We start from the raw sequence: 22612 nt of genomic DNA on the forward strand, positions 1-22612 counted from the left end.
TCAGAATCTTAAAATGAGTTGGCCTTCAGGATGGCTTTGTTTTTCACTTCCAGCGTTAGTTTTCTACCGGTATTTCCCAGGGCTTTTTCCAACAGTTCTATTTTCAGGATACGTTTGTCGGGAATAATAAACTTGGGTATTACGATGATTTCGCGTAAGGTTGTTTTGGCCGGTATAAACTCCCATTTGTAATGACGATAGAGTTCTTCAACCTGATATTCCTGGACATTGGTGGCTTTTACCTGCTTCCTGTCATCGATCCACCAGTGAATGGCTTCCATATCCAGAACCATATTGGTGGTATTGGTGATCTCCAATTCAAAAAACAGCAAATCCTGTTTTAGATAAAGGTTTCTCAAACGAAAAATAATACCGTCTTTCTTGTTTTTTGTCTGAATCGATTTTTGCTTACAATCATTGAGAATCTGGCCACACAATTCTTTTAGCAGATATTCCGGTACCGGTCCTATATTTATATTTCCGGCAATCTGTCCGATAAAATCTTCCAGTTGATAAGAAATGTTATTCGTATCAGAATACTTTACAAACAAGGAATACGAGCGATTGGCACTTACAACGGTCAATGAGGATTCTCCTTCAAAATCATCTACAGCTTTTACCCGGATCATATTCGGTTGTTCGGGAACGACTTCCGCAATTAGTTTATCAGTATCTCCCACCTGTACATAGGTGATCTTCTCCTTTGCAATCAGGTGAGTGGTTTTATTTTGGCAGATTTCTATTTGGTTCTGGGCATTTATTGCCAGTGAAAAGAAAAAATATACGATGATTAATAGTGACTGTTTCATGACGATTATTTTTGATTGATGATATAAACCAGTGTGTTTTTCTTGACGGTTACTTTTTTCAGACGTACCCGTTTGAGCATAGTTTGGGCAGCCCGGTCAGCTGCACGGATTCCGGTATAGGTCAGCGGATTGTTTGTAACGCCCATCAGCGAAGAGGTATTGGTAGAAGCACTCACCTCCTGGTAAACTTTACGAGCTGCATTATCAGGAACATAAAGTCCTTCCAGTCCATCCAGGTCGTAGATCGCAAGTTTTACCGGAACAAAGTTTTCCTGAACAGGCATTTGGGTGATCTCTATAAGTAGCCGTTCATTTTTGATCTTGCAGATCCCATAGATAAATGTGTTGCGTGGCATTTTCAGAGCATTGATCCGGGTGTCTTCCAGCAGGCGCAGTTTTACGCGGTTACCATTCAACACCGTTGCGGTTTCATAAATCTCTGCTTTGATCAGGTCATGTTCTGTCTTCTCTTCTCTGTTAAATCCTGACGATCTTTTTTTCTCCAGGGTAAAGGACCGGTTTTGTATGGCCTCGATCTGTTGCAACCGTCCCTGAGCTTGTTGAAGCGTATATTTTAGAGAATCATTTTTACGGTTAAGCACCATGTTCTGATCGATGATTTCATCCAGTTCTTCGATGCCGGTTGTTGGTGTTGTTGATCCTATTGACTTGGTTGTTTTGACCTGATTTTTAACAATTGGCTCTTTAAGCTTATTTTGGTGTTGTATAGAAGTTGTTTTTACATTTTTTCTCACTTCCGGTTCACCTTGTAGTTCCTGCTGTAGTTGCTTTTCTTTATTTCGGATATGAGCAAGGATTTCTTTCTGATCTGCATTTTCATCCAACAAAGTGTTGTCCTGCTCTATTGTATCCAGAAGACTCACCTCTTTGGGCTGGGTGGTATCATTTACATTCACCTCTGGTACTTCTGCCACCTGCTGATCATCCTTCTGATAAGCTTCCATTTTATCATAGATTTCAATGGAATTATCGGCATCCGGCAGGTCATAGTTTATTCCTTTATTCGGAGACTGTGCAAGCTTCTCCTTTTCCTCTTTAGCTCCTCCACCACCCAATACCCAGAAGATCAAAATCAGAAAGGGTAATAATACCAGTGGAAGAATAAAGAGGGCTTTATTTTTTATCAAAATTTTCTTCATTGATGTATGATTTTAATTGGTTTTCAAATGAATCCACCGGTAACTCAAAAGCGGAGCTACCGCTGTTTGTTGGTGCATTGATTATTGGTTCGGCCAATGGTGCTTCCACCTGATGTGGCTTTACCTTTCCGGTCGGGAACCAGATAAACGAGATGGCAAACAGGGCAAACAGAAAAGCAGTGATCAAAATCCATTTGCTTTTTCGTTTCAAAGGATCAAGGTTTTTGTCTTTATCGTCCAGTTCGTTTACCCAGCGGGTAAAGCGACTGACATCTTTGGGGTGTTGAATGTTGCTTTTATTATTCATGGTATTAGCAGTTAGAATGATTTTCTGCGGATGCTTTCCAGGTCTTTGTTCTCATCGATCCGCCAGTTTTCCATCAGAAAACCGTGTGGATTATTATCCGTTCGTGATATGTTCCGCAGATAACCGGAGGTCTTCAGGCTGCGGATCGTGATATTGGATTTACGAACGATCTTCTGCTTCCCTATAAAAGTGAAGCGATAGGGATAAGCTGAAAAATCCAGCTTTATAGAATCAGTCTGCAGGGTCATGCTGATATCTGAAGCGATGACCTGGTTATACAGGTTATTCTCCTTAAAGGCCTGGTACTGCTCCATGGCACTCCGGTCAGCCAGATACAAGGCTTCCCTGACATTGTTTTCAATGTAGGTTTTATCGGGTTCCAGGGTAAAAAACAGTTCATGGAAGCGTTTTACATGATCCCGGGCTTCCGCGTCCCTGTTCTCACTGATATCTTCCCTGAGAGCTACCAGCAGGGATTTACCGTTATCAAGCACATAGATCTTCTCTTTGGAAAGCTCCACCAGTTGCACCGACTCATAATAGATGTAACTACTTACCCCCATCAGCGAAAGGCTGATCAAAACCAGCACGTAAACGATAAAGCGGAACTTACGTTGTATATCAAATTGTTTATGCATTTCTTTTTAAATAATGAATTCGTAAATGATAGAATTGACCGTTACTTCATACGATTAAGATTAATTGATTTCTATGGTATCGTATGTAATTCCTCCCGACTCTCGTCGGGACTCATTTCATGGCTCCTTTGGTAATAGCCATCACCGCTGCTGTACGCACCAGTCTTCCTCCTCCGGAGTTGGTTCCTGAAGCATGGATGATCCAGGATGAGATTTTGGGTACCATTGCCATTCCTATGATTCCACAAACCGGAACAATCAGGTTGGAAACAAAAAACAGTTTGGGCTCATAGATTAGCATGGCATTGATTTGGGCAATTTCCATTTCCAGGACAAAAATCAGTATCTCCTGCACGATGGAAAGGATCAGCAAAGCAATGGGCAGATACAGGTTGACATTGATAAACCGGGCGATCCATTGCAGGTAGTTGTCCTGAAAACCATCAAAAATGGACAGGGCAAATACCAGCGGTCCGAAGATCACCAGTAACACGCAAAACACCGTTCGAAGAAAAGCAATCAGGTAAACCAGCACTTCAAAAAAGGATTCCAACAACTGACGCGTGGCATCCATTATATAAAAGTTGATCTGGTTTTGAATGGCCCTTCCACTAAATATATTGTAAGTGGTCAGGATCAGGTTTACTCCCTTGTCCCAGAGATCAGCTTCCTTTTCTTCGTTTTCATAAAACAGTGGAAGATCGGTGGTAAGAATGGCTTGTTGTTTGTCTTCCAGTCGCTCTTTTACGATGTGCTTTTTATCGGCATACACGGCTTCCGACAAATGGGTCAGTCCTTTTGTGGGTGCCAGCAACAGATTTACAAAAGGTCCCCAAAAGGTGATCACCAGCACCAGTGCAAAAGGTCTTAACAATGGCAGAATAGATACCGGATTATCTGCGATCAGCTGCTCATAAATCCGTTTAGCGATGTAAAAGAAGGCAGCAATCCCGCCAATGGCTCTTGCCATATCCACCAGTATGCGGGCATGGTTAACACCGGAGTCCACCAGCATATCGGTAAATGCGAAAAAATCATTTGTTGTCAGTACTTGTAGCAACATACTTCTTTCTGTTAATCGGTTAAATGTTTATTTGCTTAAAAATGCATAGCTCAGCGTCTGGCTGCTGTAGCTGTTAAAAAAGAGCAGCTTGCCGTGGGTATAATCCAGCTCACCCAGCAGCTTCCATAGCTCCTGACTTATTTTTGTGAATGCATCCAGTTTGCTTCCGTGATCGGTCTGAAACAAGTTCACCATTAAAAACCGCATTAATAGCTGATCGGCTTCCTTCTCATAGATCGAATGGATTTTGGCTGAGTTGTTATGGCTTCCCAGTTTATTCACTTTCTGATAGAGTTTGATAAACTGTGCTGCCAGCTTGTAGATATCTCCCAGCTCATCAGAACGGGCATCAAATAATTTATCACTTATCTGTTGGGTAAAGTCCGTATTGACTTTTATTCCTTCTGTTTCTTCCTGTCTGCCTTTCATCTGGCTACGTTCGATGGCTTTGGCGACCAATCGTAAAAGACCGGTTTTTAGTTCTCCGGCAATTTCTCCTGCATCGGTAACCGGCAGTGCCCCCACTTCCACATAATAATGCGTTGGCCAAGTGCGTACAAAAACATGAGGTATGGGTATCAGCCAGCCGCTAAAGGCAATAAAAGTCAGCGGATAGGCTCCTTCCATTTCAGGGTAGTAACCGTGCCAGGGTTTGATCTCAATGATTTGTGCTTTTGTCTCTTTTGTTAGCGTGAGAATCAGCAGAATCGTCATTAACAGTATCGTTATTCGTTTCATTATTTTCAATTGATTTAGTGATAAAGACTGTAATACATGGCAAATCCTTCCAGGTCACCGCTGTCATAGCTTTTCAGATAGGAAGCATACATCAATTTGTTGTGCAGGTAGCAGATGGTGCCGTAGTGTTGTTTTACACTGAGATAAATTCCGTTAATGGCATCGTAACGCTGTTTATCATCCATCATAAACAGGTTGTCTTTAACGATGATATTCAGAATGGACGTAACCAATGCCTTACTGTCATCCAGAATCAGGTCAAAACTCTGAACAATAGCAGCCGCCTGCTGGGTGGTAAAATTTCCATCCTGTACCAATAGTGGGACTTTGTCAGTATAGATGGCGATGATCTGTTGCAGGATGTCTTTGGTTTCCTTTATACGCATATAATCTTTGATCAACAAGGAAACTTTCTCCAGGCTTTCCAGCATTTTTTGATCGATGCCCAATATCTCTCCGGTCAGTCCTTTGATATCACCATTCAGGGCTTTGATCAGCACATTGTACAGGTTGATTTTTGAAAGGATTCCTTCTTCCTGCGTCCAGAGGGCTTCACGTTGTATTCCGGCTCCCACATCCGTTACCGGTGTCTGCGCCTGACTTGTACTTGCAACTGCTGCAAGAAGGACAATTAAAATGACTACGATTAGATTTTTCATGCTCGTTCTGTTTTTATGGTTTTACATATGTTTTAAGATCTCAAGGATGGATTGGTCTTTGATCAGCTGTTCCAGCACTTGTTCCTTTTCGGTTTGTTCGGTGGTGTAACAATAGTATTCGGCCCGACTTACTTCCAGGGCAAAGACTCTGGAATATTCTCCCAGGGAAATAAATACTTCCTTAAATTTTCGGTTGGATGGCAGATTTTTATTGATCGACAGGATTTGTTCTTTTTGAAAAGCATTCAATCCCAGGAATCGGCTAATCTCATCGAACTTGTTTTTAAATTTGCCCATATCGAGCAAAATGCGGGTATCGGCATTGTTGATAATCGCATCACGGATAATGGGTGATGAAATCACATCATCCACTTCCTGTGTGACCACCATGGCTTCGCCAAAAAACTTGCGAATAGTTTTGAAAAAATACTTAAGATAATCGGCCATTTGCGGTGTGGCAATAGCTTTCCAGGCTTCTTCCAGACAGATCACTTTTCGGGTGCGTTTCAGCTTCCGCATCTTCTGCAGGAAAATATCCATGATGATCAGTGTGGCCACCGGAAAAATTACCGGGTGGTCTTTTATCGCATCCAGCTCAAATACTAAAAAGGGACAAGAGAAAAACTCATCGGTTTGCATGGGTTTATTCAGCAGGTAATCGTATTCTCCTCCCTTGTAATATTTGCTAAGTATAAAGAAAAATTCGTTGCTGTTAAACTCAATGGATTCTTCTTCGGCAAGCCGTGGAATAATGTCTTTACAAAACTCGAAGTAGTCGTTAAACGAGCGTTTCTTTTTCCGTTTTGTTTCAAAATACCGATTCACCGAAAAGGCAATTACATCCTTTTCCATTTCAGTAAGATGTTCTTTGTAAATGGTATAAATAACGGATAGAATAGTTTGCCGGCGTTCCAGGTCAGGTGAACCATCCACCACAAAAGGATTAAAGGAAATGGGATTCGTTTCTGAAAACTCAATCATTTTAGCCCCGCCTTTATCCTTCAACCGTTCATCGAGGTAACGGGTCAGGATCTCATAGCTGCGTCCCACATCCAGTAAAACAACATGGCAGTTTTTACTTTCGGCATATTGCCGCAGCAGGTGATTGGTAAAAAAGGATTTTCCGGATCCCGATCCGCCGATAATAATTTTGTTGCGGTTATGGATCAGGTGCTTTTTCATGGGCTCATCCGACAGATCGACCTTTACCGGGCAACCTTCCATCCGGTCCGACAGGTGAATAGTAAATGTTGAATCTGAGTTTTTGACCGCGCCCTCAAAGTTTGTCAGGCAGCAGGCTTGTGGTACCTGGGTCAAAAACAGTTCTGTTTCCGGCAGCTGGGTGCTAAAAGGCAATCCTGCAAAAAACAAAAACGGCAGATCAAAGGTGTGCTGGTAAGGGAAACAGTTCATCAGTGAAAAAGCTGTGGCCGCTTCACTTTTGATTTTCTTCAAATTTGAGATCGAAGTATCCAGCAGTGTCACATTAAAATGGGTTTTAACGATCTTCTCCCCCGAGGTTTGCACGGTGTCCAGAAAATTTTCAATCAGCCCGGCATTGATCTTGTTCTCTGAGGAAAATTTTGACAGGCTGTAGATCTTTTTATAATCACTTTCCAGTCCTGCTTTTACTTCCTGTTGACCCGGTACATAGATAAACTGGTTGGTAATATGTGAATACGGCAGGTGCCAGCTCAACGGATAAACCATCGAAACGGGCAGCCCGGTGCGGGGATGGCCGCTTGTGGGTCGTACTTCTGATGGCAAGTGCGAATGGTCACTCAAACTCAGAATTTCCACAAAGCGATCCATCACCCGTAAACGGTCTCTAAAATCGATTCCTCCCAACAGAGGCTGTCCCTCCCTGAAGTTCAATGTCAGATAGCGTTCAATCAGGCCAATTTCCGAGGCTGTCCCCATGGCTTGTTCTCTGGTTATCGGTATACTTTCTATTCCTGTCTGACGGAAGATCGAGGCCAGGTTGGTCTGTAGTTCACGGATCTTTTCCTGTAATCGGGCTTCTTCCAGCCGTGCTTTGCGTGAAAAGATCAGCGAAGAGCCCAGGTAGTTTTTTAAAACCCCGGTATTCAACAAGCTCACATATAGGTAGCATTCATGTTTTAAATACCTCCTCCCCTGAAAATGCTCCAAATAGTTTCCTGTTAAACCTGGCCCTTTCTTCAGTGCTCTATCGCTATTTGTAGAAAATTCTTCGGGGAAAAAGAAGTCCTGTTTATGTAGCAGGGTATTTTCCGGAAGGATGTTTACTACCCGCTGCAAGGTATCGTGTAGCAGATACAACTTCTCTGCACTACAGGACAACAGCTCCGGTAAAAATAGCCGTAGTCCTATTCCCATATCCAGGTTATTGGAGATCAGAATATCTCCGTCAAATCCCAGTACAGGCAGACTGATTTGTATTGGTTTAACTCTCATGTTACTACTGATAAATGCGTTGTTTAATCGTGATAAAAACAGGGAGTTGGCGGGCAATCCGCTTCTTATGCCAGCCCCGGTGCCCGTAGTCTCTCTGAATCCGGTTTAGCCGGTAGAGCCAGGCAAAAAAGGCAGGCACACAAACCGCTACAGACACAAAAGTTCCAACAGCGATATAGAGGATTACAAAGAGTATGAGCGCGGCAAGAATTCCGTAAAGTGACAGGTAAACCAGCTGCCCGGAAAATCCTTTGATATACAGATTTGTATCTATCTTTTGGATGGTGTATGATTTCATTTTTTTAATAGAATAAGATGTTTGAGAAAAAGTGAGGAACGAAGCACTGTCGTTCCTCATTTAACATCGCGGTCAACTTGTCCGGCTTTTGACGGATGGACCGTTAAGCAAAGAATGAGCGGATGACTACGCCAACCAGAATCAGGAACAGGCAGGCTCCAAACCATCCCATTATTGCCTTCTGGGTATCCTGGTCCCCACTCTGCCACTTGATATATACCCGGACACCACCGATCAGGCCCACTACTGCTCCGATTGCTATGATCAGATTGGCTACCGGATCCACATATGAATTTACTTCCGTGGTGGCCTGGTCGATTCCGGCTGAACTTTGCGCCATTGTGTTATACACTCCCAAAACCAGCATAGCTACAGCTGCCATGCCCCTGCGATAAATCGCCTGCATTTGCTTTCTCATAATTTTAAATTTTAATGGATTATTGTTGATGTTGAAAATCATCGATCTTAGCCGCCAGAACGGGATGGTTCTTTTGCGTAAAATGATCCAGCTCCATGCCTTCATCCATGCCAGTTTCTTCATACATGCATGCGCCAATAGGTTCGTTTTCTACCGGATTTACCGGTAAAATCTTTGATGGAAAATCATTGGAATAAACGGCAATGGGCTGAAATCCCTCACAAGAAGTATTTTCGGAAGCACCTGTCTCAAAGTGCTGCTCTTTTGCTTTTTGTTTTGACTTTGACCAGCAATAAGCCAGTAACAAAAAATACCATGCTCCCAGGCACAGAGAGATAAACAATAAAAATGTTGACCAGGTGATTTTGTCGATTCCAAACATTTGCGTTACGTTTTAAGTTTATGTTTACCCGGAATGCCATTACTGGTAGATTTCCGGTCATGCAAATGTGGAAGACTTCAATTGAAGTTTCACCCCAGTAAGACCCCACTGGGGTGTTGTATATGGTTAAATAAATTTCTTCTATAACATAGGATTTATTTGGGTTTGGAGTAAAAAGAAGCTGATTTGAAAAAGCTATTAACAATTGGATTTTAAACGCTTTTGTTTGCTTTTAAATAGTAAAATAACTTTTCCCCAAAAGAAAAGAAAAAAGGGAAAAAAAGAAAAGAAACCAGGCTTACTGGCGGCCGTGGATAAAATGCAGGATTGCCACGTTACCTGTTAACCTATAAAAACAACCTGATAAGTTTTTATACGGGGCATTCATCTTGATCTTGCATTTTCCCGGGCGAAGGCTTTGTGGGGAGGCCGGCGTTCTTGGGTTTCTTTTTGGTTTTTCCACCTGTTAAGTTATTAAAACCAGTTAAGCCGTCATTAGTGCGCGGGCTACGGGAAAGTGCCGGACTGGAGAGAAACGGAAGGATGGCTCTTTCCGTGCGGTGCCTGAAGGCTTTTTTCACTGTAAGGGCGAGACCAGCGACCGTTTCCCGTGAGTGGGCGAACGGGTTTAGGGAGTGTCGAAGCCCGTCAGAGGAAATGGCCGGGGCACGGGAGAAATACCTCAATACCTGTCAGAATTGTTAAGCGGGTTGGCAAAAGGCAAGTGCAGGAATGCAGGGAAGTATTGCGAAAAGGGCTGGTCTGACTGGAACCTGACTCCGGATTTTCGCTTTGGGATGGATGGTGGGGGACCGAAAATCCGAGTCGGGTGAAAGGAAAGGCCGGGGAAGGATTGAGCAAAGCAGACCGGAGTTCGGGCTCTTGCCGTGGGGTGCAATGAGGCTGATCATTCCGGGATATCACAGGGAGAGCGAAATACGGCGAATCATGAGCAGAGCTGGTTCAGCATGCCGGAATGATGTGCCGATGCACGGGAAGATCAAAAATCTGTTTCAGGTTTTAAGGATTAGCTCAGTGTTACTAAATTTGTTCCGTTTTTACAGAAAATGATACATCATTGCATTGAGGAATAACATACCAAATCATGAAAACCCACGATATAAAAATCAGAGAAGTAAAATCAGATGACATTCATTTAGTGCAGGAAATTGGGAAAAGGACTTTTAAAGAGACCTTTGAAGCCAGTAACAGTGCAGAAAATATGCAAGAATATTTAGATAACTCTTTCTCCATATCAAAATTAGAAAATGAATTGTCCGATCAAAATTCATTATTTTATTTTGCACTATTCAATGAAAAAGTCGTTGGCTACCTTAAAGTTAATTGGAGAGAATCTCAGACGGAAAATTCAAATAAGAATGCGCTTGAAATTGAGCGTATTTATGTATTAAAAGAATTTCATGGAATGAAAGTCGGACAAGTTTTGTACGAAAAAGCAATTGAAATTTCTGTACAAAAAGACGTAGAATTCATTTGGCTTGGGGTATGGGAGGAGAATCCCCGGGCCATCCGGTTTTATAAAAAAAATGGGTTTACTGAATTTGACAAACATGTTTTCCAGTTAGGCGATGACAAGCAGACAGACATAATGATGAAACGGCCAGCCAACTGAACAGCAAAACAGTAACCAATATCAATCATATTCGTTTATCTTTTGCATTTTTATCAAAGGCAATCAGGTTAAACATTTCGCGCATACGGCTGCGAACACGGTTGCCATACTTTTCTTCTATTTCACTAGCAGAGAGATTTGTTGTCAGGTAGGTTGGGATGCCTTTGGAAACAAAAAGATCGTACCTGCTAAGCAGGATCTCTCCCATCACATTACATTCATTCCCAAAATACTTTTGAACCTGCTCAACGCCCAAATCATCAAAACAATAAATACTTGGAATGGGGTTGGAATAACTCAGATCCACCGGATTTTTGCTGTAACGGTTAATTACCTTGTAACCTTCTTTTTCAAATTCAAAACTGATATCACGTGTAGAGACTACCCTGTATTGCTTTCCTTGTTGAAAGAAGTATTTTACCAAGCTCATCAATGAGGTTTTCCCGCAACCAATCGGCCCGGATAGCAAAATACCTTTTTCAGGTCTAGGTTTCTTTTTTCGGCTACTTCTTTGTCTTCAATGGCATAAACAATTAAACGGTAAAGCAACTCTGAATCCTCAGGATACAACTGGAATTGTTGCCCATAAGTCTTTTTCCCCAGGTCTTCCAACCATTTTAGGCAGGCGTTAAACCCGAACTGGTGTTTCCCGTTTTCAAAACCGGCGATTTCTTTATAGGGGTTCGGAGTAATCTTTGTCGGTTTCGACATGGAGGGGGTTGGATTTTCCGTTTTGTTTTTTTCTTCCATTTTTTTTCAAATTTTGGGAGGATTCTTCTTTACTGTTTCTCTTGTTCATATAGTTTATAAAAGGCGACCCACTTGCGGTACCACTAGTAGTCCCGGTAGCAGTTCCGCTTGCAGTCCCGGTAGCAGTACCACTAGCGGTCCCGAATCTGGTACAGCTAACTTTGCTTACCTGGTAGCGATTGGCTCCGGGAGAATATCGGATATATCCCCAATCGTTCAGCTCTTTCATACACTTCGAGTAGGTGCTTTTGGAACCAATCCGGGCCATGGCCATCACATCCAGCCGGTTTATTTCAAATTGTTCCCGGAAACGATTCAGGTTCCAAAGGTTAAATAGAGCCATGTACAGGCTGATATGCTGTGATGTCATGTTGGCATCTTCTTCCAGGTGTTCAAAAAAACCGCGCAGTTGCCGGATATAATTCATTTTCTCCGGCCAAATTCAAAACGGTTGTTCACCCGGTTTTCAGCCATCATTTTCTGAATTTCTTCACTGTCATAGAAGATAACACCGCCAATTTTAGTAAAGGCCAGTGTGCCGTTAACACGCATGTTCTGAAGTGTACCCGGTGAGATATTAAGCAGCTTTCTTACCTCGTAGGATTTTAACCATTTTTTGGTTGGTTGCCCGTGATGGGCGGCGAAGAGTTGTTTGATTTCTTTGAGTAATTCAAGTTTGAATTCCCGAAGATCGTCGGTGGTTACAATTTCTGTTGGCATAACGTTTTGTTTTAAATGTTACAAATTGAGTTTTGCCAAAATTGTAGAGTCCAATTGGATTTTATTCCCCATGAACACCCTACTGGGGTATTACGCACTATAAACAATAAGCTATTAAGACCCTGAATAACACGACAATAAAAAAGCCAAAAAATATTATATTTTTTGACTTTTATAAAACTCTGCTGATATTTTCCGTGCCTGTTTAATTTTTTTTGCCAGACACTTACGATGAAATTCACGAAGTTCATCCAGTTTTTCTTCAGGAAGTTCTTCAACCAGGTTCATTTGTTTTATCTCGTCGTCGATTTGCCAGTATTCCACAAAGGGACAATCCGGCACAGCTTCGCCTAGCGGGCATTTTATTATGGGCACAAGTAAATCTGCATACTTTATGCTTCGTTCCGAAAAAGTCATGTGTTAATATTTTGGTTACTGTCCTGTCCCTAAAACAGTAAATTTAAAAAGTAGCGTGGGACAGATACATTATCTGCAAGAGGGGCATCGCCAAACGCCCACACAACACACAAGTACGCCCCACGCAAATCGTGGGCGTCATACTCATATTCCTGTTGTGTAAAAAAATTGGCGATTTTCTCTTGCAAGAATAAAAGCTAACGCTCTAATATTTTTATATCACTCACCATTTCCCTTTTGGTGAGAAGATCTTCTATTTTCTACTACAAAGTTAATTCAATTTAAACTCATTTCCTGTTTCATTTTAATGTTTCTATCTAAATATTCATTCACACTTATTCATCCATATCATCCATTCGCTTTTGTAAGACTTCGATTAAGTGTTTCAGAAAACTAACCTGCTCGCTTCTTCCACGCATTTCTTTAAAGGTGCCATAAATATCCCTAAACTTGATATTGAACATTTTTTCGAAGACGCGGGCAATTTCAATTCGGCTGGCTTTCCCATTATTAATAGCCTTAGCCAGGAAAAGTGAATACACTATTTCCAAAGCATCAATATTCGGATTAGTCCAGTATAAATTACTGACAAACTCTGTATTCCCTTTCAGTTTTCTGATTTCATTTCCGATGTATTTTTTGAGTTGATCGTTAGCCATTATTCTGGCTAGGGTTTTATCGTATCCTGTACAGAAATTTGGATCAATGTGACATGAAATATTATCCTCATGAATCCGTGAATCCAGGTTTCCCCTTAAAAAATAAATATGATCTAAATCTGTTTTATTTCTCTTATAATATTGGTAAAGTTCTCTATTATTTCTTTGATAAGTACAGATCTTTTGAATTTCGTTCTGGAAATACTTTAGTTGAATCTTTTTTCCTCCCTCCGGTCTGTGTGACTCTATATTAAATACTTCAGTATAAAAAATAAATTTACTATCTACTTTCGGCTTCACATGCTTAAAAAAATAGATTTCTTCCTCCTTCTTACTGAATCCGTCGTTTTGTACAGACACTCTTAATTTTGACATTACATTATAACACAGACCGATGGCTTTTTCGGTTAACTCCACAAAATCCTGGGTTTGTACTTTTAACCGGGATAAGGTTTCTTCCAGAACTCTAATTGTTTCTTGATACGATTGATGATTCATGGCTTTATGCATTTCTCTGAACAGTTCTTTGAAGCTTTGTCTATACAACTGAACAGAACGGGGTGAAACGAGTTATATCTTCATATTTCGATTTTCAGAATTAAACTATTTGAAATTCTGGGAACACTATGTGCCCCCAGAAAACAAATTACAATACTGTAACCTGAACATTAATACCAATTCAAATCAACTATGTGCTGTATATTTAATATTGAGAATTTAGTATTTTCATATTTATTATTATTGGATCTAAATATTTTAACAATACTCCAGACAACTGTTTAAAATATCCCGGGAGCGAATAAACTCCCGGGATTTCTCCTTCAAAATGAAAGAGAGACCTAACTAAACAAACTAAACTATGTGATAAAAACTACCATCACAATTACCTTTTCTTCGTTAGTAAATTTCAGTCATTAAATATTCTCATAATGATATAAACTTAAAGCTCACTCCCATTCACACATCACAGAATCTGTCATTATGCATTTTCGTCTAATCATCTTTCTGGCAAACAGTCTTTTGTACATAGCACATGATAATTTAAGATAGCTCCTATTTTGTCTTCATTGAGTTTATTAATCCATATTATTTTTTCTTCGAATGATAAATGATCAATTTCAAATAAGGGACAATTTTTGTTTCTATTTCTTTTGGGGCATTCATATGCAATACCATACAAGTAGGCCTTTATCACTTTTATCTATAGTTTCCTATCGGTGTAATTTTAAATTTAAACTCATAATCTTGATAAGGTACCAAGTATTCATCAAGCGGTTTGGCCCCCCAACTATTAACACAGCCTAATCCCATTTGCAACTTGTCGATGCATATGTTGGTGTAGTCTGATTTACGAACTTCCTGCGAATGGCGTTGATCTTTCTCATCACCATCATCCAACGATTCAATTGTATAATTTAATGCGGATGCAGAAAATGGCTCAACAGATTCAAATAAGAACCCTTTCCCCGCACGATCAAATTGTTTCCACCAACGGATATCAGTTTTGGTCCCTGTTTCTTGTGGACGGATATACGGATAAAACTGGTCTTCCACATTTTGATTATATATCCCCAAAAATTGAGAACTTTTCCGATCACGGTAGTTTTCGACAGGCCCCCTACCATAAAACTCAATTTGGTCAAAAGATTCCGGCATAACCAATTGCATCCCGAAGCGGAATAAATCCGGCACTTTTGCTTCTGAATCCGCCATCAGTTTTTGATTGACTGTGACGCTACCATCACTACTGATCAAATAGGTAAGATTTAACTTTGCAGATACGTCCTTGATTTCATATTCTGCTTGAACCTCTGTTAAATCATTTTTTACTTGAGATTGGAGGCTTTTCAAGGTTAAATTAGGATCTCGCCATACTTTACTTCGAACCTGAAACCAGGCTCCCATATCATTATCCGTTGGAGCACGCCAGAAGTTCGGTTTTAAAGCTGTTCCAGGAGCCAGCAATTCGTTGCCTCCAAATGAATATCTTTCGAGAAATCCAGTAGACTTGTTAAAATCTATTTGAAAGTCTTCATCTTTTATGATCATCCAATATTGATTCGTATCATGGACTTTGGGATATTTTATTGTCTTTTCGCTCTCATCTATCGCTAATTGACTTTCAATATGAGGTCTTATAACCAATTGATTAGATGCAACTTTATGACCGGCAGGTAATAATTGTTCACTCTTTTTAAGTTTGAAGAAAACGTTAAGCAATAACTCTTTTTCATCATTGACTTTTTCAATAGAGTAATTAAGCTTAACTGTTACCTTCTCCTGAGCCAGTACATTGAGTTCATTTACAATCCCATTTTCAATAACTTCACCATCTGCTAGCAATTGCCATTCGAGGTAATAATTTTCAAGATTTCGGAAAAAATTCTCATTATAAACGGATAATGTTCCACTCAACAAATCAATCGGATTCACCCAGATTGATTGATAAAAGTAAGCAATCTCATAAGCATGAGGATTGTAAGTTCGATTGGGTGATATTAAACCGTTATTACAGAAATTCTGATCGCTGCGACTATCATATCTATTGAAATCACCTGCATACGCTGAAATCTCAACGCCTTCATGTGTTTTGAAGTTTGGCGACTGATCTACAAAATCCCAAATAAAGCCTCCCTGATATTCCGGATATTCCCGGATCATATCCCAATATTCTTTAAAGCCTCCTCCTGAATTTCCCATGATATGAGCATACTCGCACTGAATAAGTGGCTTTTCTGGATTGTTAAGCAAATATTTTTCACATCCATCGTAGTCTAAATACATTGGACAAAAAATATCTGTAGAGTTCCCATTTACTGCTCTTTCGTACTGGATTGGTCGGCTTGGATCCTCTTTCTTAATCCAATTGTAACAAGAGTCAAAATTAGGTCCCATTCCAGCTTCATTACCTAAAGACCAGATTATAACAGATGGATGATTTCTGTTTCTTTGCACATTTCTTTTGTTACGTTCCAAATGTGCCAAAGCAAAATCAGGATTCTTTGCTAAAGTGTTTCTCCCATAGCCCATTCCATGAGACTCCAGATTTGCTTCAGCAACAACATATAAACCATATTCATCGCAGAGCTCATACCAATACCTATCTGCAGGATAATGGCTTGTACGAACAGCATTGATATTTAATTCCTTCATGATTCTTATATCCTGAATCATGCGCTGACGAGAAACTACATAACCGGAATTAGGATCAATTTCGTGTCTATTCACCCCTTTTATTAATACAGGTTTTCCATTTACCAGTAATTGTGAATCTTTAATTTCAACTCTACGGAATCCCACTTTTTGTGGAACTACCTCAATTACTTTTCCTGACTTATCCTTTAACGTTGCATAAAGAGTATAAAGCTTAGGCAATTCTGCACTCCATTTTACCGGGTTTTCAACGTTAAGAATTGTTTGTCCCGATCCCTTTTGATTGCCAGTTGCTACTAATGTTTCTCCATTAAACAGTTCGAATGACAAAGATAAAGCCGATGCTGATTTAGTCAGAGTAGTTTTAATCTCAAGTATTCCATCTTTATAATCATTTACTAGATCCGGAGTAACATGAATGTCTTCGATTCGTTGAGTATTGCGGGCATACAAATAACAATCACGTTCAACTCCTGAATACCTGAAAAGATCCTGGTCTTCCAAATAAGTACCGTCGCACCACCGAAATACCTGAAATGCTATCAAGTTTTTTCCCTTCACCAGATATTTTGTAATATCGAATTCAGCTTCTAATTTGCTATCTTCACTATAGCCAGCAAATTTTCCATTTACCCACAAGTATATGTTTGAAGTAACAGAGCCAAAATGAGCAAAAACATCTTTCCCAGTCCAATCCTCGGGTATTTCGATCACCCGACGATATGAACCAACATAATTATTTTTAACAGGTATATTGGGTGGACTGACAGAAGCTTGACCCTTCCATGGATAACCGTAATTTACATATATTGGATCTCCAAAACCGTTAAGCTCCCATATTGCTGGTACATTTAACGTACTCCATCCTGCATCGTTGAAATCTTTCAGATAAAAATCAGATGGTCTTTTATCTGCATCTTTTACCCAAAGGAATTTCCACTTACCATTCAGGTTTAAATAGTATTCTGACTTTTGTGGCTGTCCTTTTTTTGCAAGTTCCTTACTTTCATATGCAAAGTTAAATGCATGAATTGTTTTACGATTCAGCTGGTTCTTTTCAGGATTTTGCCATTCATCGCTCTGGGCAAAAGCTGATAAATTAAATATTGCAAACAAAAGGATTGATAATATTTGTCTCATACTTTCATTGTTTTAATCAAGAACAACTACTACGAAAAATAAATATTGATTTAATCAAAATCATTCTCTCATATTAGTTGATTATTTAAAGAATTAATCAACCAGTTTAAACTTTATTTTCTGGTTATTTACTATCAAATAATAATCTCCGGTTTCTAGATGTTTGACACCATCGGTATCAGGGAAACTCAAATCTCTCATCGGATCAATCTCGAAACGAAACAATTTTTTATCTCCCTTCCTTATTTCTTTCTTATCAAAGTATTTTAGCTCTTTCATAGGACGAGTAATGGAGGCTACCGGGTCAGCGATGTACCAAAAAACCGTTTCTTTACCATCTATTTCTCCTGTATTTGTAACTTCTACTTCAGCAATAATTTTTTCATCCTTGCGAATTTCGTCCGACGATAATTTAACCTCTCCATAAGAAAAAGTAGTATAACTCAATCCATAGCCAAACCAATACAGCGGTTCAGTAGGAATATCCTGATATTTCCCCTGGTCTGGTCGAGCACTCTGACGCATATTATAATAAACTGGGATTTGACCAGATGTTAATGGGAAAGTAATAGCCAATCTACCCGATGGATTTATCCTTCCCGATAATATTCCTGCTAGTGCCGATCCTCCAGCAACTCCTGGTTGCCACATTTCAATCATTGCATCAGCTAAAGGCTCGATGTTAACCAATTCGAGAGGACGACCGCTTGAAAGAATTAAGACGATAGGTTTTTCTGCCTTTTTTAACTCCTTCACTAATTTTTGCTGAATTGCAGGTAAAGCGATTGTGGATCTTGACGCATTTTCTCCTGACCAGGTTTTTCTTTCACCTAAACAGACTAAAATAAGATCCGATTTTTGGGCTAAAGCCAAAGCTTCTTCAAAGTCAGATTCATCCTCACGATCAAAATTACACCCCTCAGCGTAATTAAATTTTATCGAACCTTGAAATTCCTTTTCCAGTCCTTCAAAGATTGACTCCACGTCACTTGTTTTACTAAGGGTTGCCCAGGAACCTATTAGGTTTGATTTATTTTTTGACATGGGACCAATAACCGCGACACTTTCAATTGCTTTATTAATTGGTAGTATATTTTCACTATTTTTTAATAAAACCATTGATTCTTCGGCAAGCTTATTCGCAATTTCAATACTTTCAGGTTGAAGAAATCTAACCGAGTCATCAATAATCTCAACATAGGGATGTTCAAACAAGCCCAATTTAAATTTTATACTTAATATTCGTCCAACTGCATCATCAATTGCATCCATCGAGATTTTGTGTTCTGCAACTAATTCCGCCAAATAGTCTGAGTATATTCCATCCTTCATATCCATTTCCAATCCCGCTGAAAATGCCTTATACCCTGCATCTTTCCTGTCAGCAGCAAAGCCTTGGTCGATCAACTGTTCGACTGCATTCCAATCGGATACAACAAATCCCTCATGGCCCATCTTTTCTTGAGAACTTCTGTTAATAAATAATAATTAGCAGTTGCAGGTATTCCACTAATATCATTGAATGCACTCATCACAGTAGCTGCGCCAGCTTTTATACAGGCTTCATACGGAACTAAATACGTCTCCCATAAAGACTGCATAGAAATATCGGAGTAGTGATAATCACGACCACCTTCAGATTCACCGTAGCCTACATAATGTTTAAGACAAGCAGCAATCGAATATTGGTCTCCTAAATTCGTCCCTTGATATCCCTTTACTGAAGCCACTCCGAAAACAGCATTAGCATATGGATCTTCTCCGTATCCTTCAGAAACTCTCCCCCATCGTCCATCTCGAGCAACATCTATCATTGGTGAGAATGTCCAATCAATACCAGATAGTTTTGACTCTTTGGCAGCAACACCACACGCTTCACTTACCAAATCGGGATTCCAGGAACATGCTTGCGCCAGTGAAATTGGATAAACGGTACGAAGACCATGAATTACATCAAATCCGAAAAGAATAGGAATTCCCAACCGAGACTTTTCGATTGAATTTTTCTGGATCCTATTCCGTATCTCGGCATCTGTATTTTGATAGATAATTGAGCCAACTCCTACTGGTATTTCATCATCTATTCGCCCAATATTATTTATGTTTACATTTCTTCCAGCGACGACCTGATTTAACTGAAGAATTTTTTCATTTAACGTCATTCTTGATAATAAATCGACTACCCGCTCATCGATTGTTGCTGTTGAGTCTTTGTAAATGACTTTTTGGGCGTGAGCAGAAATCATGGTAAGGATATAGATAAATGAGGTTAATATCAATTTTTTATTTTTCATGGTACACTATTGAGTAAAATTAGATTAGCACTAAACGCACAATAAACTTAAAAATGCTTTTTATAAACTGATACAGGTCCTATTAGTCCTTCAGACATCAGATTATTTTCCTTTCCCATAAACTGTCGATATTTTTTATCTCCAGAATTTGCATTTCCAATAAAGCCATTTAAAAGAGTAGGCAATACTTTTACTAAGACTTCATTTTCTCCTTTTTTCAAATAATTACTTACATCAAAGACGTAGGGTAAATTTATTCGAGTCCCAATTAATTGTCCGTTCACGTATAACTCTGCGGTATATTTAACCTCTCCAAAATCAATAAGATACTTGGACTTTTTATCAAACCTTTTTAATTTGAATTTGGAGTGATACTGTCCGATCGAGGACTCATACTTCCATTTCTCCTTTGTTTTCCAATCAAATAGAGTAGTATCATCAATACTTTTATTATCTGTCCTAATATTCCATTTCGTGAGGGAAAGTATTTTCTTGGCTCTTACGGGACTTAGACATACTTTATCCAAATCGTTTGCAACACTCAATATCTCAGTACTTGCAAACAGGATTCTTGTGCAATATGGTGGCAGAATAATAGATGCCGATTCGCTTGACTTATTTTTTTGAATTGTACCATCTTCTGCATCCAACCAATAACAATGCGAGAAATTATCATTAATAGAAAGTGAGATTTCTTGCCATTCATCACTTGTATTCCAAATGAAATGCAATCGGCTACCATCAGCTAATTCTCTTTGTGACTGACGAATAAACGGATATGGATTATCAAATTGTATCGGGCAGTTTGCTTGAATAAAGGAAATCCAATCTGAACTTACGATATTATTTTTTTCATACTTGGAAAAAGCCCCTTCTAGTGACGAGGTTAAGTAATCATTTGTTTTTTTATCATTCTCCACCCAATTTCGAAAAGATGGTTGTTTATCAGGAATATTTCCAATGAACAACAAGTTTAATCCTATACTTGCAAGATTGTTAATACGTTCTGCCGTTTGAATTTGGATGTATGGTGCATTGGCAATGATAAGCCCTTTGTAAATATTCCCACGAATATTGAGTTTGTTATTATCTGTTACTTCGGCCAATTGAAGAGATTTGTCATTTACCCAGTTCCACGTAATTCCATTCTTTTCTAATTCATTTATTATCGGCCATACTTTTACACACCATTCATGAACAGCAATGGCTTGTGGATCCATAAATTGTTCATCTGTTATATTGCTTTTATCAATGGTACCTCTCGTAAAAATTTCATTTGGATTATCAGTCAACCCAGTAAAATTCAAGAAAGGATAATAAATCAAAACATCCGATATTGGATTCCCAACTTGCATCGCATGTTGCGTCCTACTGACATACTCGTTTATTTTCTTCTGAAATTTCCAGTAAGGATTGCTTTCACCTAAATTAGATGAGAAGTTTATAGATGGAATAAAGGGAGTTGAAAATGGATACCATCCTTCTTTTGGTAACCTATCATTTTGGTAACGATAAGGTACTCCATGATAAACAATTTGGTTAACACCTGCAGCAAACAGTTTATCAATAGATAATCGAATCATTTGAGGAGTAGTTGCATAAGCTCTGTTCCCATATACAACTGATTCTGCGGAAATTAAAGGACGGTTGTATAAGTTTGCTCCCGAAGTTGTTAGTTTTAATCTTCCCTCTGATCCGTTCATGCTTTCAGTTTCAGGGATAGATGCCATTCCGGCCATTGCCATCATATCCATGTTTAAACCATAAGGTTGTGTGCGGTAAAGCAATCCCTTTCGTTCCAAATAATTTTTACTGGTTTCCAAAAAATGTTCTTCAAGCAACTCACTAATGGTTAAATCGTAATCATAACGCAGACGCCAGTCTTCATCTGAAAACATAAAATCTGGATCGGCATGCGGGTTCATAAATTCAACCATGTTATATCCCTTTTGCATATTTGCGGGAAGCCAAGGAGTTATATCATATCCGCGATGATTTTTAAACCAATCTATAAAGTCGAATGAATAGTGCCTATCAGCTTTAAATTCGTAACTATCAGTGAATACGGCTCGTAATGGATCTCCAAAATACGGTTTCAAACCGGTCCGAGTTCCCAATAAATGGCTGTAGTTTTTTAATACTTTTGTTGAGTCTAAATGATTAACCACAGGTCCCTGTTTGGGCATTGCTACAGTCATTGTCCTTTCACCACTTAGGACTGCCCAAAAAGCAATTATTTTCCATTTACCCTCTGGGGCATTCCATCTTAGAGTATCAGTTTTAACTTTTTCTGTTAAAACTTGTACTGAGGAAGAATCAAGCAAGACAGTCTCAGTACCTTCTTTCATCTTTGACAGTAGCACTTTTGATGCAACAACGGCTTGTAGTTTCGAAAAGCCTTTAACAGAAGACTCTGCCTTAGGCAATTTGGCAAAAACTAATTGACCACCTGAAATTACAGTATCTGCATGATTTAAAGACAGAAAGCCATCCTCCACATCCAGATAGGAACCTCCGGGAGGCCAACCACTGCCATTTGTCAAATCAACTTTTAATCCTTCCCTCTTAGCTGCATTAAAGACTGTAATCAGGTTGGAATAATAATCGGGAGTATCCCAACCAAGTATCTCTGATATTTTTTCTCTAGGCATAGGAATGCCAATATTTAGTGGTTGAATTTCCACTCCTCCAAATCCATTGGCTGCAAACATCTGGATTTCTCGTTCTAGCTCATCTTTTGAAACATCATTCCCGGGCCACCACCAACGAGTATATGGTGCATACTTCTTTGAAGGCGAAACAAAAGTTTTGAAATCAAAACTCTGTTCCGGTTCTAAACTTTTAGATACAACTTTTTGCTGTCCCCAGACATTACATACAAAAAGAACAAATAAACATGATATAATTAGTCTTATTTTGCACATGGCTAGTTATGTAT

At 39.5% G+C, this 22612-nt stretch carries 21 protein-coding genes and 1 pseudogene; 1 reads left to right on the top strand and 21 read right to left on the bottom strand.

The genetic code is table 11. The features are described 5' to 3' along the window. Positions 1 to 8 precede the first annotated feature (8 nt). The 11 genes from G0Q07_RS15965 to G0Q07_RS16015 form a co-directional block, all read right to left on the bottom strand. Positions 9 to 809: a DUF4138 domain-containing protein gene (locus G0Q07_RS15965; RefSeq protein WP_163348058.1), complete on the bottom strand. Its 801-nt coding sequence runs from the start codon at positions 807 to 809 to the stop codon at positions 9 to 11. 5 nt (positions 810 to 814) lie between these two features. Further along, entirely contained in the window at positions 815 to 1969 is a 1155-nt protein-coding gene (gene traM, locus G0Q07_RS15970) for a conjugative transposon protein TraM (protein WP_163348061.1), read from the bottom strand. Beyond that, on the bottom strand, positions 1944 to 2276 hold the full coding sequence (locus tag G0Q07_RS15975) for a hypothetical protein (protein WP_163348063.1): 333 nt from the start codon (positions 2274 to 2276) through the stop codon (positions 1944 to 1946). Before G0Q07_RS15975 ends, traM begins: the two co-directional genes overlap by 26 nt. Positions 2277 to 2287: 11 nt before the next feature. After that, positions 2288 to 2914: a conjugative transposon protein TraK gene (traK, locus tag G0Q07_RS15980; RefSeq protein WP_163348065.1), complete on the bottom strand. Its 627-nt coding sequence runs from the start codon at positions 2912 to 2914 to the stop codon at positions 2288 to 2290. A gap of 112 nt (positions 2915 to 3026) precedes the next feature. After that, positions 3027 to 3977, bottom strand: a complete 951-nt coding sequence (locus G0Q07_RS15985) for a hypothetical protein (protein WP_163348067.1) — start codon at positions 3975 to 3977, stop codon at positions 3027 to 3029. A 27-nt stretch (positions 3978 to 4004) separates the two neighbouring features. After that, positions 4005 to 4715, bottom strand: coding sequence for a hypothetical protein (locus G0Q07_RS15990; RefSeq protein WP_163348069.1), 711 nt, complete (start codon positions 4713 to 4715; stop codon positions 4005 to 4007). Positions 4716 to 4729: 14 nt separating this feature from the next. Beyond that, the gene (locus tag G0Q07_RS15995; RefSeq protein ID WP_163348072.1) at positions 4730 to 5374 is read right to left on the bottom strand and encodes a hypothetical protein; all 645 of its coding nucleotides are present in this window, start codon (positions 5372 to 5374) and stop codon (positions 4730 to 4732) included. Between the two features lie 21 nt (positions 5375 to 5395). After that, the gene (locus tag G0Q07_RS16000; protein ID WP_163348080.1) at positions 5396 to 7810 is read right to left on the bottom strand and encodes a TraG family conjugative transposon ATPase; all 2415 of its coding nucleotides are present in this window, start codon (positions 7808 to 7810) and stop codon (positions 5396 to 5398) included. Positions 7811 to 7814: 4 nt separating this feature from the next. Continuing rightward, positions 7815 to 8108 carry a DUF4133 domain-containing protein gene (locus tag G0Q07_RS16005; RefSeq protein ID WP_163348082.1) on the bottom strand — a complete coding sequence of 98 codons (294 nt, stop codon included), beginning with the start codon at positions 8106 to 8108 and terminating at the stop codon, positions 7815 to 7817. 103 nt (positions 8109 to 8211) lie between these two features. Then, on the bottom strand, positions 8212 to 8490 hold the full coding sequence (locus G0Q07_RS16010) for a DUF4134 domain-containing protein (RefSeq protein WP_246222917.1): 279 nt from the start codon (positions 8488 to 8490) through the stop codon (positions 8212 to 8214). A 55-nt stretch (positions 8491 to 8545) separates the two neighbouring features. Next, complete coding sequence (locus G0Q07_RS16015; RefSeq protein ID WP_163348086.1) at positions 8546 to 8908, bottom strand: hypothetical protein; 363 nt, start codon at positions 8906 to 8908, stop codon at positions 8546 to 8548. A 1105-nt stretch (positions 8909 to 10013) separates the two neighbouring features. On the opposite strand from G0Q07_RS16015, the gene G0Q07_RS16020 reads away from it, so the two are divergent. After that, a complete protein-coding gene (locus tag G0Q07_RS16020) occupies positions 10014 to 10541 on the top strand; it encodes a GNAT family N-acetyltransferase (protein WP_163348088.1) in 528 nt (175 codons plus the stop codon). Positions 10542 to 10566: 25 nt separating this feature from the next. On the opposite strand, the gene G0Q07_RS20430 is transcribed toward G0Q07_RS16020, so the two are convergent. The 10 genes and pseudogenes from G0Q07_RS20430 to G0Q07_RS16060 form a co-directional block, all read right to left on the bottom strand. Further along, positions 10567 to 10971: a P-loop NTPase family protein gene (locus G0Q07_RS20430; protein WP_203532575.1), complete on the bottom strand. Its 405-nt coding sequence runs from the start codon at positions 10969 to 10971 to the stop codon at positions 10567 to 10569. Beyond that, a complete protein-coding gene (locus G0Q07_RS20435) occupies positions 10971 to 11252 on the bottom strand; it encodes a hypothetical protein (RefSeq protein WP_203532576.1) in 282 nt (93 codons plus the stop codon). Before G0Q07_RS20435 ends, G0Q07_RS20430 begins: the two co-directional genes overlap by 1 nt. Beyond that, positions 11215 to 11718: a hypothetical protein gene (locus tag G0Q07_RS16030; RefSeq protein WP_163348090.1), complete on the bottom strand. Its 504-nt coding sequence runs from the start codon at positions 11716 to 11718 to the stop codon at positions 11215 to 11217. The genes G0Q07_RS20435 and G0Q07_RS16030 overlap by 38 nt, the downstream gene beginning before the upstream one ends. Continuing rightward, a complete protein-coding gene (locus G0Q07_RS16035; RefSeq protein ID WP_163348092.1) occupies positions 11715 to 12011 on the bottom strand; it encodes a helix-turn-helix domain-containing protein in 297 nt (98 codons plus the stop codon). Before G0Q07_RS16035 ends, G0Q07_RS16030 begins: the two co-directional genes overlap by 4 nt. A 156-nt stretch (positions 12012 to 12167) precedes the next feature. Beyond that, positions 12168 to 12428: a hypothetical protein gene (locus G0Q07_RS16040; RefSeq protein ID WP_163348094.1), complete on the bottom strand. Its 261-nt coding sequence runs from the start codon at positions 12426 to 12428 to the stop codon at positions 12168 to 12170. Positions 12429 to 12763: 335 nt separating this feature from the next. Next, positions 12764 to 13585, bottom strand: a complete 822-nt coding sequence (locus G0Q07_RS16045) for an RteC domain-containing protein (RefSeq protein ID WP_163348096.1) — start codon at positions 13583 to 13585, stop codon at positions 12764 to 12766. A gap of 699 nt (positions 13586 to 14284) precedes the next feature. Beyond that, positions 14285 to 17380: a glycoside hydrolase family 2 TIM barrel-domain containing protein gene (locus tag G0Q07_RS16050; protein ID WP_163348098.1), complete on the bottom strand. Its 3096-nt coding sequence runs from the start codon at positions 17378 to 17380 to the stop codon at positions 14285 to 14287. 93 nt (positions 17381 to 17473) lie between these two features. Next, positions 17474 to 18652 (bottom strand): glycoside hydrolase family 3 C-terminal domain-containing protein, encoded by a 1179-nt coding sequence (locus tag G0Q07_RS20440; protein ID WP_394366544.1) that lies wholly within the window; start codon positions 18650 to 18652, stop codon positions 17474 to 17476. Positions 18653 to 18673: 21 nt separating this feature from the next. Beyond that, positions 18674 to 19674 (bottom strand): annotated as a pseudogene (locus G0Q07_RS20445) (glycoside hydrolase family 3 protein); the annotation flags it as partial. A gap of 47 nt (positions 19675 to 19721) precedes the next feature. Then, entirely contained in the window at positions 19722 to 22598 is a 2877-nt protein-coding gene (locus G0Q07_RS16060) for a glycosyl hydrolase (protein WP_163348100.1), read from the bottom strand. Between the last annotated feature and the right edge of the window lie 14 nt (positions 22599 to 22612).

The organism is Draconibacterium halophilum (genome assembly GCF_010448835.1).
GTDB classification, from domain to species: Bacteria; Bacteroidota; Bacteroidia; order Bacteroidales; family Prolixibacteraceae; genus Draconibacterium; species Draconibacterium halophilum.

Coding starts and splice junctions, on each gene's coding strand:
- G0Q07_RS16035 (WP_163348092.1), bottom strand. CDS start 12,011: ATGCCAACAGAAATTGTAACCACCGACGATCTTCGGGAATTCAAACTT.
- G0Q07_RS16010 (WP_246222917.1), bottom strand. CDS start 8,490: ATGGCAGCTGTAGCTATGCTGGTTTTGGGAGTGTATAACACAATGGCG.
- G0Q07_RS16020 (WP_163348088.1), top strand. CDS start 10,014: ATGAAAACCCACGATATAAAAATCAGAGAAGTAAAATCAGATGACATT.
- traM (WP_163348061.1), bottom strand. CDS start 1,969: ATGAAGAAAATTTTGATAAAAAATAAAGCCCTCTTTATTCTTCCACTG.
- G0Q07_RS15990 (WP_163348069.1), bottom strand. CDS start 4,715: ATGAAACGAATAACGATACTGTTAATGACGATTCTGCTGATTCTCACG.
- G0Q07_RS16050 (WP_163348098.1), bottom strand. CDS start 17,380: ATGAGACAAATATTATCAATCCTTTTGTTTGCAATATTTAATTTATCA.
- G0Q07_RS16000 (WP_163348080.1), bottom strand. CDS start 7,810: ATGAGAGTTAAACCAATACAAATCAGTCTGCCTGTACTGGGATTTGAC.
- G0Q07_RS20435 (WP_203532576.1), bottom strand. CDS start 11,252: ATGTCGAAACCGACAAAGATTACTCCGAACCCCTATAAAGAAATCGCC.
- G0Q07_RS16030 (WP_163348090.1), bottom strand. CDS start 11,718: ATGAATTATATCCGGCAACTGCGCGGTTTTTTTGAACACCTGGAAGAA.
- G0Q07_RS16005 (WP_163348082.1), bottom strand. CDS start 8,108: ATGAAATCATACACCATCCAAAAGATAGATACAAATCTGTATATCAAA.
- G0Q07_RS16040 (WP_163348094.1), bottom strand. CDS start 12,428: ATGACTTTTTCGGAACGAAGCATAAAGTATGCAGATTTACTTGTGCCC.
- G0Q07_RS16045 (WP_163348096.1), bottom strand. CDS start 13,585: ATGAATCATCAATCGTATCAAGAAACAATTAGAGTTCTGGAAGAAACC.
- G0Q07_RS15975 (WP_163348063.1), bottom strand. CDS start 2,276: ATGAATAATAAAAGCAACATTCAACACCCCAAAGATGTCAGTCGCTTT.
- G0Q07_RS20440 (WP_394366544.1), bottom strand. CDS start 18,652: ATGGATGCAATTGATGATGCAGTTGGACGAATATTAAGTATAAAATTT.
- G0Q07_RS15985 (WP_163348067.1), bottom strand. CDS start 3,977: ATGTTGCTACAAGTACTGACAACAAATGATTTTTTCGCATTTACCGAT.
- traK (WP_163348065.1), bottom strand. CDS start 2,914: ATGCATAAACAATTTGATATACAACGTAAGTTCCGCTTTATCGTTTAC.
- G0Q07_RS16060 (WP_163348100.1), bottom strand. CDS start 22,598: ATGTGCAAAATAAGACTAATTATATCATGTTTATTTGTTCTTTTTGTA.
- G0Q07_RS16015 (WP_163348086.1), bottom strand. CDS start 8,908: ATGTTTGGAATCGACAAAATCACCTGGTCAACATTTTTATTGTTTATC.
- G0Q07_RS15995 (WP_163348072.1), bottom strand. CDS start 5,374: ATGAAAAATCTAATCGTAGTCATTTTAATTGTCCTTCTTGCAGCAGTT.
- G0Q07_RS15965 (WP_163348058.1), bottom strand. CDS start 809: ATGAAACAGTCACTATTAATCATCGTATATTTTTTCTTTTCACTGGCA.
- G0Q07_RS20430 (WP_203532575.1), bottom strand. CDS start 10,971: ATGAGCTTGGTAAAATACTTCTTTCAACAAGGAAAGCAATACAGGGTA.